Raw genomic sequence first — 14,054 nt, 5'->3', positions numbered from 1 at the left:
GATGTCCCGTCGTATGAGCAAGCATTCCATTCTCGGGACCGCTATCGCATTGCTGGTCTGCACCAACGTTTACGCCATGGGGCCCTTTGAAGTTTACGAACAGGCGCTGCGCAATGATCCGATATTCCTCGGCGCCATCAAGGAACGCGACGCCGGCCTGGAAAACCGTACGATTGGTCGCGCCGGCCTGCTGCCAAAACTGTCGTACAACTACAACAAGGGCCGCAACAACTCCAAGGCCACGTCCCTGGACGAACGCCGTCGCAACCAGACCGAAGACCGCAACTACAACAGCTACGGCTCGACGTTCACCCTGCAACAGCCGCTGTTCGACTACGAGGCATACGCGGCGTATCGCAAGGGCGTGGCGCAATCGCTGTTTGCCGATGAGAACTTTCGCGGCAAGAGCCAGGAGCTGCTGGTTCGGGTGCTGACCTATTACACCCAGGCGCTGTTTGCCCAGGATCAGATCGACATCGCGCAAGCGAAGAAAAAAGCCTTCGAGCAACAGTTCCAGCAGAACGAACAGATGTTCCGTCAGGGCGAGGGCACCCGCACCGATATTCTCGAAGCGGAATCGCGTTACGAACTGGCCACCGCTGAAGAGATCGAGGCCCGCGACGAGCAAGACGCTGCCTTGCGTGAGCTGGGCGCGCTGATCGGTACGCGGGATATCGATATCAAGGACCTCGAGCCGTTGAGCGAGTCCTTTGAGTCGTTCTCCTTGCAACCGGCCAATTTCGACAGCTGGCATGAGCTCGCACTGAGCAACAACCCGAACCTCGCTTCCCAGCGTCAGGCGGTGGAAGTGGCGCGTTACGAGGTCGAGCGCAATCGCGCCGGTCACTTGCCCAGGGTCAACGCCTACGCGACGGCACGCAAGAACGAGTCGGAAAGCGGCAACACCTACAACCAGCGTTACGACACCAACACCATCGGTATCGAGATCAGCGTGCCGTTGTATGCCGGCGGCGGGGTGTCGGCATCGACGCGTCAGGCCAGTCGCTCGATGGAGCAGGCCGAATACGACCTGGACTCGAAAACCCGCGAAACCCTGATCGAGCTGCGTCGCCAGTTCAGCGCCTGTCTGTCGGGAGTCAGCAAGCTGCGCGCCTATCAAAAGGCCCTGACCTCGGCCGAAGCGCTGGTGGTCTCGACCAAGCAAAGCATCCTCGGTGGCGAGCGAGTCAACCTTGATGCACTGAACGCCGAACAGCAGCTCTACACCACACGCCGCGACCTGGCCCAGGCCCGTTATGACTATTTAATGGCCTGGACCAAGTTGCATTACTACGCCGGCAACTTGCGTGAAGAGGACCTGGCCAAGGTCGATGAAGCCTTCGGCCCGCGCAAGACGACCCGATAAACGCCACACCGCTGCACCGCCCCGGGATAGGGGACTACAAGTCTAATAACGCCAGGAAAGCGAGTATTTATGAACACGGACGTACGTCGTAATCGTGCCCAGCCGATCACCACTGGCTCATTGCTGTTGCTCGTCGCCGCGCTGCCTGCTGCAGTTCAGGCGGCTTATCTTGATCCGGGGCAAGTGGGGGATCCCGCCAGTTGGCGCACCGCTGAGTACCGGAGTGACTGGGGCCTGGATCGCCTCAAGGCGAATGAAGCCTACGCCTCAGGATTCACCGGCAAAGGGGTGAAGATCGGCGCGCTGGACTCGGGTTTTGACCCGAACCACCCCGAAGCAGCACGCTTTCACGCGGTAACGGCCACCGGCAACTACGTCAACGGCACACCGTTCAGCGTCAGCGGCATTCACAACGCCAACAACGACTCCCACGGTACCCATGTCACCGGCACCATGGGCGCCGCGCGCGACGGTGTCGGCATGCACGGCGTGGCGTTCAACGCGGATGTGTACGTCGCCAACACCAATCAGAACGACAGCTTCCTGTTTGGCCCTGGCCCCGATCCGAAGTATTTCAAGGCGGCCTATGACGCCTTGGCCGATGCCGGCGTACGGGTCATCAACAACAGCTGGGGCAGCCAGCCCAAGGATGTCGACTACAAGACGCTCGAGAGCCTGCACGCCGCCTATGCCCAGCACTGGAACCAGAACACCTGGATCGATGCGGCCGCCGATGTCTCGCGTCGCGGCGTGATCAACGTGTTCAGCGCCGGCAACAGCGGGTACGCCAACGCCAGCGTGCGTGCGAGCCTGCCGTATTTCGAGCCGGACCTGGAAGGTCACTGGCTGGCGGTGTCGGGGCTGGATAAAAACAACCAGCAAAAATACAACCAGTGCGGGATCGCCAGGTACTGGTGCATCAGCACGCCGGGCGCAAAGATCTACAGCACTATCGTTGGTGGTGGCTATGCCAGTTACAACGGCACCTCGATGGCGGCCCCTCATGCGACCGGTGCCTTGGCGCTGGTGATGGAACGCTACCCGTACATGAACAACCAGCAAGCCTTGCAGGTGTTGCTGACCACCGCGACCCAGCTTGACGGTTCGATCACCGACGCGCCGAGCACTCGGGTCGGTTGGGGCGTGCCCGACCTTGCGCGGGCGATGAGAGGGCCGGGGCAATTGCTCGGTCCATTCGACGCCAGTCTTGCCGCCGGTCAGCGTGATGTGTGGAGCAACGACATCTCGGATAAGGCGCTGATCCAGCGTCAGAGCGAAGACGCCGCCGAGCACAGCGCCTGGCAACAGACCTTGAAAGACAAAGGTTGGGAAAACGGTGTCGCGGCCAATGCCAGTCAGCAGGACAAGACCGATTACGCCGTGGGCACGGCGCGCGATGCCGCTGCCGCGACACGACTGTATGAAGGCAGCCTGATCAAGTCCGGCGCGGGTCAGTTGATACTGACCGGGAACAACAGCTATCGCGGTGCAACCACGGTCAATGGCGGCCTGTTGACGGTCAATGGGGCGCTGAGCTCGGCGGTCACGGTCAATGACAGCGGCACCCTGGGCGGTTCCGGGCGGGTCGGTGGCTTGATCGCCAACCGCGGCGCAACGGTCGCGCCGGGTAATTCGATCGGCACCTTGCAGGTCAACGGTAATGTGACGCTGGCACCCGGTTCGACCTATGCGGTGGAGCTGTCGCCGACCAACAGCGACCGGATTGTCGCCAGCGGCACGGCGACCGTTTCGGGCGCGACTGTCAGCCTTGCTCTGGAAAACAGCCCGACACTGTTAAGTGCCAGCCAGGTCGAAAGCCTGCTGGGGCACCAGTACAACATCCTGCAAGCGGCGGGCGGCATTCAGGGGCAATTCGGTGCGGTGGTGCCGAACTACCTGTTCATCGGCGGCAGTCTCGACTACTCGGCGACGGGCGTGCAGCTGGCGATTCAACGCAACGGCACTTCGTTCGCGAGTGTCGGGCAAACCCCGAACCAACGTTCCGTGGCGGCTGTCGTCGAACAATTGGGCACGGGCAATCCGGTTTATGAAAGCCTCTTGTTGTCGCCGTCGGCAGCGTCTGCGCAACAGGCGTTCCAGCAGTTGTCCGGGGAAATCTATCCGGCGCTCGACACCTTGCTGATCAACGACAGCCGCTACCTGCGTGATGCGGTGACAGAGCGTTTGCAGGCCGATCCGGCAACGGGCGGTAGCGGTTGGGTCAAGGCGCTGGGCGCCTGGGGCAAGACCGATGAGCGCAATGACATGGCGGGTTCGACCAGCTCGATTGGCGGCTTGCTGGCCGGGGTCGACGGTTTGCTCGACGAAGACACGCGTCTGGGTTTCGTCACGGGCTACAGCGACAGCTCGCTGAACCTGGACAGCGGCACCCACTCGCGGGCCCAGGTCGACAGCTACCACCTGGGCGCTTACGCCGGGCGCGAACTGGGCGCGTGGCGTCTGAGTCTCGGCGGGTCTTACAGCTGGCACCGGGCAGACATCAAGCGTGACCTGCACTACGGCGAGGTCAGTGCCAGGCAGAAAGCCAAGGTCGATGCCAACACCACGCAAGTGTTCACCGAAGCCGCCTACCGGATGGACCGGCAGCCAGTAGCGATGGAGCCGTTCGCCAACCTCGCCTATGTGCACCTGGACACTGAGGGTTTCACCGAAAAAGGCGATGCCGCAGGGCTGAAAAGCGGCCGCGACCCGCGTGATGCGGTGCTCGGCACGTTGGGCGTGCGAGCGCTGAAAACCATCAACCTTTCCAGTCAGCAACAGCTCGACCTGGCCGGCACCCTCGGCTGGCAACACAACCTGAGTGCTACCCGATCGGAAGACCATCTGGCCTTTGCCAGTGGCGGTCCGACGTTCGCCGTCGAAAGCGCACCACTGGCCCGCAACGCGGCGCTGATCGGGGTTCAGGCAGGGCTGGCATTGGCCAAGGACGTCCGTTTGAACCTCGATTACAACGGCCGCCTGGCCAGCGGCGAAAACAGCCACGGAGTAGGGCTGAGCCTGAATTGGCAGTTCTAAAGAACACCACGGCTTTTGTAGCGGCTGGCGCAGCCGGCGTTCGAGTCGGTCCGCGTTCGGGCGCAGCGCTCGCAATTGCGGACAGCTCGGTGAGCCTGACGCACCGCGGGGCATGGATTTACGACTGCTTCGCAGCCGAACGCGGCCTGCGGCCGCTGCTACAGGGGAGCGTGGAACACATCAAAGTGTGTGCAGATAAACACGAAGGGATTCAAGCAAGACAACTAAGGAAGGTCGCTGGATGGAAGGTAACTCTCGCAACAACACGCCTGTGCAAATCGGCATCAGCCGCAAGGCCAAAGCCCTCAATGGGGCTTTTATCGCTTATCTGGCGGCAATCGGGGTCGCTCAGGCCGCACCCTATGTGGAAAGCGGCAAGCTCGGCGATCCGAGCAGCTGGCGCAGTCCCGAATTCAACGCCGAATGGGGCCTGGGCGCGATCAACGCCCAGGATGCCTACGCAGCCGGGTACACCGGCAAAGGCGTCAAGCTGGGCATCTTCGATCAACCGGTCTACGCCAAGCACCCGGAGTTTTCCGGCGTAGACAAAGTAGTGACGCTGGTCACCAGCGGTATTCGTGAATACACCGACCCCTACATTCCGGTCAAAGCCGGAGATGCCTTTCGGTATGACGGCACACCGACGGTAGGTTCCGACGGCAAGCTGGGGTCTCATGGCACCCATGTCGGCGGGATTGCCGCCGGCAGCCGCGATGGCAGCCCGATGCACGGCGTGGCGTTCAACGCGCAAATCATCAGCGCCGACAACGGTGACCCGGGACCTGAAGACGGGATCATTCTCGGCAACGACGGCGCGGTCTACAAAGCCGGCTGGGATGCTCTGCGAGAAAGCGGCGCACGGATCATCAACAACAGCTGGGGCATCGGCATCACCGATCGCTTCAAAAAGGGTGGCAAGGACCCGGCGTTCCCGCATTTCACCGTGCAGGACGGCCAGGCGCAGTTCGATCAAATCCAGCCGCTGCTCAACACCAAACAGGGCGGTGCGTACCGCGGCGCCATCGACGCGGCGCGCAGCGGTATCGTGACTATCTTCGCCGCGGGTAACGACTACAACCTCAACAACCCGGACGCGATCGCCGGCCTGGGTTACTTCGTGCCGGACATTGCCGCGAACTGGGTCACGGTCGCGGCGCTGCAAATGAACCCGGACACCACTAGCGCCAATCCCTACATCATCAGCACCTTCTCGTCGCGTTGCGGTTATACCGCAGGCTTTTGTGTGTCGGCGCCGGGTACCAAGATCTACAGCGCAGTGATCGGCGGCACCAACGCCGATGACCTGACCGTGGGCTATGCCAACAAGAACGGCACCTCGATGGCCGCGCCACACGTTGCCGGCGCCACGGCGGTGCTGATGGAGCGCTTCCCGTACATGACGGGCGCGCAGGTCGCCACGGTGCTGAAAACCACCGCCACCGACATGGGCGCACCGGGCATCGATTCGGTGTACGGCTGGGGCATGATCAACCTGCGCAAGGGCATCGACGGCCCCGGCATGTTTGTCGCCGATGCCGACATTCCGCAGGAATTCCGCGTGGCCGGCTCCTATGGCTCCGGCCAGTTTGTCGCCGACCTGCCGGGCATTGGTGCGGTCATCGATGCCGGCAAGCCAACGCAGCGGATCTGTAACGACATCAGTTGCGGGTTCGACGTCTGGCGCAACGATATTTCCGGCCACGGCGGCTTGACCAAGCAGGGCATTGGCACGCTGGTGATGACGGGCAGCAACACGTATTCCGGGCCAACCCTGGTGAATCAGGGGCGACTGGCCGTCAACGGTTCGCTGCTGTCGGCGGTCACGGTGAACGACAGCGGCATCCTCGGTGGCTCCGGGCAGGTCGGCGTATTGACCGCGAAAAGCGGCGGCACCGTCGCGCCGGGCAACTCGATCGGCACCTTGCACGTCGCCGGCAACGTAACCTTCGAGCCCGGTTCGACCTATGCCGTCGAGCTGTCCCCCACCAACAGCGACAGCATCGTTGCCAGCGGCACCGCCACGATCCAGGGCGCGACCGTGAGCCTGTCGCTGGAAAACAGCCCGACGCTGTTGAGCCCCGGCGACGTGCGCAGCCTGATCGGTCATCAATACAACATCCTGCAAGCGGCCGGTGGTATCCAGGGCCAGTTCGGTGCGGTGTTGCCCAACTACGCGTTTATCGGTGGCAGCCTCGATTACTCGGCGACCGGCGTGCAATTGGCGATCGAGCGCAACGGCAACTCCTTCGCCAGCGTCGGGCAAACCCCGAATCAACGCTCCGTGGCTGCTGTCGCCGAGCAACTGGGCGCGGGCAACGCCGTGTATGAAAGCCTGCTGCTGTCGCCGAACGCGGCAAGCGCGCAGCAAGCCTTCCAGCAATTGTCCGGGGAAATTCATCCGGCGATCGGCACCTTGCTGGTCAATGACTCGCGCTATGTGCGTGATGCCGTTGGTGAGCGCCTGCGCGATGGCGGTCTCTATGACGCCGCGACGCCGAACAGCACCGAGAACAACGCCTGGGTCAAAGTGCTGGGCGCCTGGGGCAAGACCGACAGCGGCCACGACAACGCCAACTACACCAGCTCCATCAGCGGTCTGCTGGCCGGGGCCGACGGTTTGATTGCCGACCACACACGCCTGGGTTTCGTCACCGGTTACAGCAACAGTTCGCTGAACATGGGCGATGACACCCATTCTTCGGCAACGGTCGACAGCTACCACCTGGGTCTGTACGCCGGGCATGAAATGGACGCGCTGCGTCTGAGCGTCGGCGGTGCGTACAGCTGGCACCGTATCGATGCCAAACGCGACCTGCAGTTTGGCGACATCAGTGCCAAGCAGAAATCCAGGCGCGATGCCCACACCACACAAGTGTTCACTGAGGCGGCTTATCGCCTGGACCTGCAACCGTTGGCACTGGAGCCGTTTGCCAATCTGGCCTACGTGCACCTGGACAGTGACAGTTTCACCGAGAAGGGCGGTGCGGCGGCGCTCAACGGCGGCGACGACAACCGCGACGCGGTGCTTTCCACCCTGGGCCTGCGGGCGAGCAAACGCCTGGCGCTCACCGAGCATCAGCAACTCGACCTGTCCGGGACCCTGGGCTGGCAGCACAACCTGAGCAATACCCACGCCGAGGAAAACCTCGCGTTTGCATCCGGCAGCACGCCGTTTGCCGTGCAGAGCGTGTCCATGGACCGCAACGCGGCGGTGGTCGGCGTTCGCGCAGGGCTGGCGTTGGCACGCGATGTCTCGCTGAACCTGGATTACAACGGACTGCTGGGCTCGCGGGACAAGACCCACGGCGTCGGGCTGACCCTCGACTGGCAGTTCTGATTTGAAAAACCGCAACACATACCAGCAATGAAGAGGCAAGAAAATGGGTGTTTTTGATTACAGGAAGTTCGGCAGCGAGGCCAGCAAGGCCCTGTACAGCGATGCGATTGCATTGACGCTGTACGCCTACACGCCGACCGGCAAGCCATTGGCCACGGGCTGGACGCCGGTCACCGCCGGACAATTGGGCTATAAGGGCAAGGTCGGCGCCCAGGGCACCTTCTTTGGCGAGCAGGATGGCTTCACCAGTGCAGAAGCCGAAGTGCTGGCCAAGTACGATGCGGCAGGCAAGCTGATCTCCCTCGGCATCGCGTTCCGCGGGACCGGAGGCCTGGGTTACAGCGACACCTACGGCGACATGAAGAACAATCTGCTGGCCGCTGTCGGCCCGACGGATTATGCAAAGAACTACGCCAAAAGCGCCTTCGACACCTTGCTCAAGGACGTCGCCGCGTTCGCCAGCGCCAAGGGTCTGAATGCCAGGGACGTGCTGATCACCGGCCACAGCCTCGGTGGCCTGGGCGCCAACAGCGTGGCCGAATTGAGTGCCGACCACTGGGACGGTTACTTCAAGGACGCCAACTACATGACCTTCGCCTCGCCGACGCAAAGCTCGGCAGGCACTCATGTGTTGAACATCGGTTACGAAAACGATCCGGTGTTTCGCGTGCTCGACGGTACCACCTTCACCAGTTCATCGCTGTACAAGCACGACAAGGTTCAAGACTCGGCGACCAACAATATCGTCAACGTCAACGACCACTACGTCTCCACCCAGATGACCCCGTTCAGCATTGCCAACCCGCAACACTGGGCGGCCCACAGTTCCCTCGGTTATGCCGACGGCCTGAACCGGGTGATCGGCTCGAGCTTCTACGACCTCACCAGCAAGGACTCGACGATCCTCGTCTCGACCTTGTCGGAGTCGTTGCGCGCCAGCACCTGGATCGAAGACCTGGGCCGCAGTGGTGAAACGCACACCGGCAGCACCTTCATCATCGGCACCGACAGCAACGATTTGCTGCGCGGTGGCAAGGGCAATGACTTCCTCGAAGGCCGCGACGGCAATGACACCTTCAGGGACGCGGGTGGCTACAACATCCTGCTCGGCGGCAAAGGGCAGAACGTTTTCGACCTGCAACAGCCACTGAAGAACTTCACCTTTGCCAACGACGGTGACGGCACGCTGTATGTGCGCGACAGCTACGGCGGCATCAGCATCACCCGCGATATCGGCGCGCTGGTCAGCAAGGAATCGGGGGCCATGTGGGGCCTGCTGAACAAGGACGTTACCTACAACGTCAGCGCCAAAGGCTTGTTGGCCGGCACCGAGCTGACCCACTACAACCACTCGCTCAATGGCGATGCCTACGGCAATTCGCTGGTGGCGACCGCCGACGGTGACTGGCTGTTCGGGTTGTCGGGCAACGACGTGCTGCGCAGCGACAAGAGTCAGGTGACGTTCGTCGGCGGCGCGGGCAATGACGTCATGTATGCCTCCGGCGGCCACAACACCTTCCTGTTCAGCGGCGCGTTCGGTTTCGACGCCATCAATGGTTACCAGGGCAGCGACAAGCTGGTGTTCATGGGCGTTCAAGGCGCGGGGCAGGGTTATGACTACAGCCAGCACGTTTCGCAATCGGGTAATGACACGCTGCTCAAGGTCGGCGACTACGCGGTGACGCTGGTGGGTGTCGGCCTGAATAACCTGTCGGGTGCGGAGATCGTATTTGCTTAAACCGCAGCACAAGGCATTGCACTAAATGGAACGCCCTGCGCTGCGGGGCGCTCCATCTGCGTGAGCTATCTCTAACAATTTCAACAAAAGAGAGGCAATACCATGGGTGTCTATGACTACAAAAACCACAACTCAGCCGAATCCAAAGCGCTGTTTTCCGATGCGCTGGCGATCACGCTGTATTCCTATCACAACCTCGACAATGGCTTTGCCACGGGCTATCAGCACAATGGTTTCGGCCTCGGGCTGCCGGCGACGCTGGTCACTGCGCTGATCGGCGGCACCGACTCGCAAGGGGTGATTCCCGGTGTCCCCTGGAACCCCGATTCGGAAAAAGCCGCGCTGGACGCAGTACAAAAGGCCGGTTGGCCCCCGATCACTGCCAGCCAGTTAGGTTATGGCGGCAAGGTCGATGTGCGGGGAACTTTCTTCGGCGAGAAAGCCGGTTACACCAGCGCTCAGGTCGAGATCCTTGGCAAGTACGACGCTCAAGGGCATCTCACGGAAATCGGCATCGCGTTTCGCGGCACCAGCGGCCCGCGTGAGATACAGATCAGCGACTCCATCGGCGATGTGATCAACGACCTGATGGCGGCGCTGGGCCCCAAGGACTACGCCAAGAACTACGTCGGTGAAGCCTTTGGTTCATTGCTCAAGAATGTCGCCGCATTTGCCACCGCCAATGGCCTGAACGGCAAGGACGTACTGGTCAGCGGCCACAGCCTCGGCGGGCTGGCGGTCAATAGCCTGGCGGACCTGAGCGGCGATCACTGGAACGGTTTCTATAAGGATTCCAACTACATCGCCTACGCGTCACCGACCCAAAGCAGCACCGACAAGGTGCTCAACATCGGTTACGAAAACGATCCGGTATTCCGCGCGCTGGACGGTTCAACGTTCAACCTGGCATCGGTCGGCGTACACGATGCGCATCAGGATTCGGCAACCAACAACATCGTCAGCTTCAACGACCATTACGCCTCGGCGGCGTGGAACGTACTGCCGTTTTCGATCCTCAACGTCCCGACCTGGATTTCCCATCTGCCCACCGGTTACGGCGATGGCATGACCCGGGTGCTGGAGTCGAAGTTCTATGACCTGACCAGCAAGGACTCGACGATCATCGTCGCCAACCTGTCGGACCCGGCGCGCAGCAACACCTGGGTTCAGGACCTCAACCGCAACGCCGAAACCCACAAGGGCAGCACCTTCATCATCGGCAGTAACGGTGACGACCTGATCCAGGGCGGCAAAGGCAATGACTACCTGGAGGGCGGCGATGGCAACGACACCTTCAGGGATGCCGGTGGCTACAACATCCTGCTGGGCGGCAAGGGCAGCAACACACTGGACTTGCAGCAGTCAGTAAAAAACTTCGACTTTGCCAGCGATGGCGCCGGCACCTTGTACGTGCGCGATGCCAACGGCGGGATCAGCATCACCCGCGATATCGGCAGCATCATCAGTAAAGAACCGGGTTTTCTCTGGGGCTTGCTCAAGGATGACGTGACTCATAGCGTTACCGACAAAGGCTTGCAGGCCGGCAATAACCTGACCCAGTACGCGTCATCGGTGAAGGGCGACGCCGGAGGCAATGTCCTCACGGCGCATGCGGCTGGCGACTGGCTGTTTGGCCTGGACGGCAATGATCATCTGATCGGCGGCAAGGGCAATGACGTGTTTGTCGGCGGTGCCGGTAATGACCTGATGGAGTCGGGCGGGGGGAGCAACACCTTCCTGTTCAGCGGCGACTTCGGCAACGACCGAATCGTGGGCTACCAGAGCAGCGACAAGCTGGTCTTCCTCGGCGTCGACGGTGTGGGGCAAAACTACGACGTACGCGACCACGCCAAAGCCGTAGGCGCCGATACCGTGTTGAGCTTCGGCAATGACTCGGTGACGCTGGTCGGGGTCGGGCTCGATCACCTGGCCAGTTCAGGCGTGGTGATCGCCTGACATTAAAAGCCCGGCGCAAACCTCGGTTCGCGTCGGGCTTTTCAGCATTTATTCATAGTGAATCACGATGCCCTTGAGCTTGCGTCTCTGCTCGCTGTGGACATCCCGGTCCATCGGAAGCGCAGCGCTGACGTAATCCGAAATGGGCAGGGTCATGTCGTAGATCACCACCACGGCATCGCCGCCGATTTTTGCCGCTTCTTCACGCAGTCTCTGCTCGAACTCGTCGATGGGCGGAGCCGGCTGCGCGCGTGTGTGCAGAATCACTTCACCCAACCGCGTGTACGGTCGTGTCGGCGGGGTACGCAGTATTTGCACCGAGTCCGGGGACGTGGCGGTTGTGTGCTGGGCCCCGGCGTATTCGGTGGTGTGCGCGCGGATACTGCTGCATGCACTGAGCCCGAAGACGGCTAGGGTCAGTGCCAGAACTTTGAAGCCGGGCAGGGGAAGCGCGAATTCCTTATCGCTCAAAAGGCGTTGTAGGGTCTGCACGCTGTTGATTCCTTGTGATCGGAAAAGGTGACCTGTCGCTACACGGCAGGCTCAAATACCGGACAAAAGCATTTCCCCGGGATCAGGAAAACGCCCGTCGACTCCGAAAAGCATAGCCACAATGTTCCGGTGAGCCAGGCGTAAATTAGAATTTTGCGCGCGTGCCCCGGTATTTTTTTTGCCATGGCATTAAACCACCGGGCAGGCCATGCGTTTCCAGAGGGCGCCACCTTCGAGCAGCACAGACACCAGGCGCGGTGAACCGAAACAGGAGATTGAACACAGTGAGTAACAACAAGAGGCAGGCAGTCGCAGCGGCGCTGATGATGTTATCGGCGAGCGCGATAGCTGAGGAGTTGCCTCATGGCTCGATTTTGAACCGGTACGGCGTGACCGCCGATCAACTGCCACCCCCCGCACAGGTTGAACAAACCGAGCCTGAACCCGAGAACAGCCGTTTCCAGATTCAGCCGGAACAACCCTGGGTGAAACTGAGCCTGGGTGACGGCAAGCAACCGCCCGTGACCGGCAACATCAGCATCGACAACGCGAATGCCCGGGAATACGAGCGCTGCCAAATGATCAGGGGGCAATTGCTGCGACGCGGCGAGCAGGTTATTTCCTGCGATAACAGTATCCCGGGGCAAAACCCTGCATTGCAGATGCCCTGAGGCTTTCGATCATTTTCCTGTGCGGATGGTGGCGACGTCGTCCGCCTTGACCTTGATCCTGGCGTCGGAAATGTCCTTGAACTCAATGAAACCGTCTGTGCCTTTGGTTTTCGGCGTGTCCTGGGTCAAATATTGCGTGCCGTTCTGCAACGTCACCACCGTTGGCGACGCGCAACCGCCTAATGCCAGCAAGCCTACGATAGTCAGGGGCATGCTCAGAATGCGGATACTCATCAATAAACCTCGCTTACAGAATTCTTTTGATCGTCTCGACGCATAGGTGCGTCATTTCGATACCGACCGTTCTTGGTGTCACTCACTCCCGGAAAGTTCGGTTGATGACGGAAAAAGTCCAAAACCGAATGATGACGACCCGTCAAGCCGTAACGCGGTCCGTAGATGGCGAAGCCTGCATTCGGATCGGTCTGCGCTCGGGCGAAGTAGTCGTAAACCCTGATTGCGCGATTAATCTGATAGACCGAGCTACCTGATTTCACGGCTGGTGATTACATTTTGATTGGAGGCGCGTGGAACTCCTCAATCCTGGATCGCAGCGATTACCTGTACAAGCAACTGCTCAGTTGGGAGCTCTCCATTTACCCTTAGTGAGGGCAAGTCCAACTGCTTGAGCCACCGCTCATGGCGTGGTCGGCTGCGGCCAGCCTTAGTGCCCTCTTCGTAACTTTCAGCCCACGCGACAAACGCCAAGTGATTCGCGTGCATGTCCCCTCCTAGGAGAATGCGCTCACCATAACGCTGTGATTCGCGTGCCTTTAGGCGCTCAATTCGGAGGTGTGTGGGCGTATCGATGAAGATGACCAGATCAGCGTGTTGAATCACTTCGTCTCCCCAGCCATCCAATGAACCGGAGAGTACCCACTGGCCATCAGCCAAGCTATGGTTGAGTAGGTTAACTCTCTCTGCTGGAGGTCGTGATTGCTCGAATGGTGGCTCTGTCGGATACCAATAATAGTCATCGACATCAAAGTGGGGGACTCGAAGCCTTGCTGCCAGAGCGGCTCCCAGAGTGCTCACGCCGGCTCCAGATGCACCGCTTATGTAAACACGCCTGCTCACTTCATGGATCTCCTATATGTTCAGAACATGGCTATGGGGAGGCAGATAGTATGAGGTGGCATTCAATTTTGTGGCAGTAGTTGCGCTTACTGCCCATTTTCTTCGTAGGCAAGTGTGTCAGATATTCGTGAATAAACCTCTCTTACAGAAATCACTAGATCGTTTCGACACACACATGCGTCATTTCGATACTGACCGTCCTTGGTTTCACTCATTTCGGCAAAATTCGATTTATGGTGGAAAAAGCCACCCAACCGGCTGATGACTATCAGTCAAGCCGTAACGCGGTCCGTAGCAGCTGGCGAAGCCTGCGTTCGGCTGCGAAGCAGTCGTAAATCCTACTTGCACGGTCTGTCTGACGTACCGCATGGCCTGATTTTA

9 protein-coding genes are annotated in these 14,054 nt (G+C 60.5%); 6 read left to right on the top strand and 3 right to left on the bottom strand.

What is annotated here, in order from left to right; all coding sequences use genetic code 11:
- Position 1 precedes the first annotated feature (1 nt).
- The 5 genes from AC1DIH_RS05310 to AC1DIH_RS05290 all read left to right on the top strand — a co-directional run bounded on the left by AC1DIH_RS05310 (position 2) and on the right by AC1DIH_RS05290 (position 11,433).
- Positions 2-1,366, top strand: a complete 1,365-nt coding sequence (locus AC1DIH_RS05310) for a TolC family outer membrane protein (RefSeq protein ID WP_477770887.1) — start codon at positions 2-4, stop codon at positions 1,364-1,366.
- 69 nt (positions 1,367-1,435) lie between these two features.
- Positions 1,436-4,402 (top strand): autotransporter serine peptidase EprS, encoded by a 2,967-nt coding sequence (gene eprS / locus AC1DIH_RS05305; protein WP_477770886.1) that lies wholly within the window; start codon positions 1,436-1,438, stop codon positions 4,400-4,402.
- Positions 4,403-4,643: 241 nt separating this feature from the next.
- Positions 4,644-7,739 (top strand): autotransporter domain-containing protein, encoded by a 3,096-nt coding sequence (locus tag AC1DIH_RS05300; RefSeq protein ID WP_477770885.1) that lies wholly within the window; start codon positions 4,644-4,646, stop codon positions 7,737-7,739.
- Positions 7,740-7,782: 43 nt separating this feature from the next.
- On the top strand, positions 7,783-9,477 hold the full coding sequence (locus AC1DIH_RS05295) for a polyurethane esterase (RefSeq protein ID WP_477770884.1): 1,695 nt from the start codon (positions 7,783-7,785) through the stop codon (positions 9,475-9,477).
- A 102-nt stretch (positions 9,478-9,579) separates the two neighbouring features.
- The gene (locus tag AC1DIH_RS05290) at positions 9,580-11,433 is read left to right on the top strand and encodes a polyurethane esterase (protein ID WP_477770883.1); all 1,854 of its coding nucleotides are present in this window, start codon (positions 9,580-9,582) and stop codon (positions 11,431-11,433) included.
- 48 nt (positions 11,434-11,481) lie between these two features.
- On the opposite strand, the gene AC1DIH_RS05285 is transcribed toward AC1DIH_RS05290, so the two are convergent.
- Entirely contained in the window at positions 11,482-11,925 is a 444-nt protein-coding gene (locus AC1DIH_RS05285; RefSeq protein ID WP_477770882.1) for a hypothetical protein, read from the bottom strand.
- A 284-nt stretch (positions 11,926-12,209) separates the two neighbouring features.
- Here AC1DIH_RS05285 and AC1DIH_RS05280 point away from each other — a divergent pair, with 284 nt between their 5' ends.
- Positions 12,210-12,596: a hypothetical protein gene (locus AC1DIH_RS05280; protein WP_477770881.1), complete on the top strand. Its 387-nt coding sequence runs from the start codon at positions 12,210-12,212 to the stop codon at positions 12,594-12,596.
- A 9-nt stretch (positions 12,597-12,605) separates the two neighbouring features.
- Here AC1DIH_RS05280 and AC1DIH_RS05275 read toward each other — a convergent pair whose 3' ends face one another.
- A complete protein-coding gene (locus AC1DIH_RS05275; RefSeq protein WP_477770880.1) occupies positions 12,606-12,830 on the bottom strand; it encodes a YgdI/YgdR family lipoprotein in 225 nt (74 codons plus the stop codon).
- 303 nt (positions 12,831-13,133) lie between these two features.
- Complete coding sequence (locus AC1DIH_RS05270; RefSeq protein WP_477770879.1) at positions 13,134-13,673, bottom strand: P-loop NTPase family protein; 540 nt, start codon at positions 13,671-13,673, stop codon at positions 13,134-13,136.
- Positions 13,674-14,054: the final 381 nt, after the last annotated feature.

This window comes from Pseudomonas sp. 05N36 (assembly GCF_056397385.1).
This window is presented reverse-complemented; position numbering and strand designations above follow the sequence as displayed.

Coding starts and splice junctions, on each gene's coding strand:
- eprS (WP_477770886.1), top strand. CDS start 1,436: ATGAACACGGACGTACGTCGTAATCGTGCCCAGCCGATCACCACTGGC.
- AC1DIH_RS05310 (WP_477770887.1), top strand. CDS start 2: ATGTCCCGTCGTATGAGCAAGCATTCCATTCTCGGGACCGCTATCGCA.
- AC1DIH_RS05275 (WP_477770880.1), bottom strand. CDS start 12,830: ATGAGTATCCGCATTCTGAGCATGCCCCTGACTATCGTAGGCTTGCTG.
- AC1DIH_RS05290 (WP_477770883.1), top strand. CDS start 9,580: ATGGGTGTCTATGACTACAAAAACCACAACTCAGCCGAATCCAAAGCG.
- AC1DIH_RS05300 (WP_477770885.1), top strand. CDS start 4,644: ATGGAAGGTAACTCTCGCAACAACACGCCTGTGCAAATCGGCATCAGC.
- AC1DIH_RS05295 (WP_477770884.1), top strand. CDS start 7,783: ATGGGTGTTTTTGATTACAGGAAGTTCGGCAGCGAGGCCAGCAAGGCC.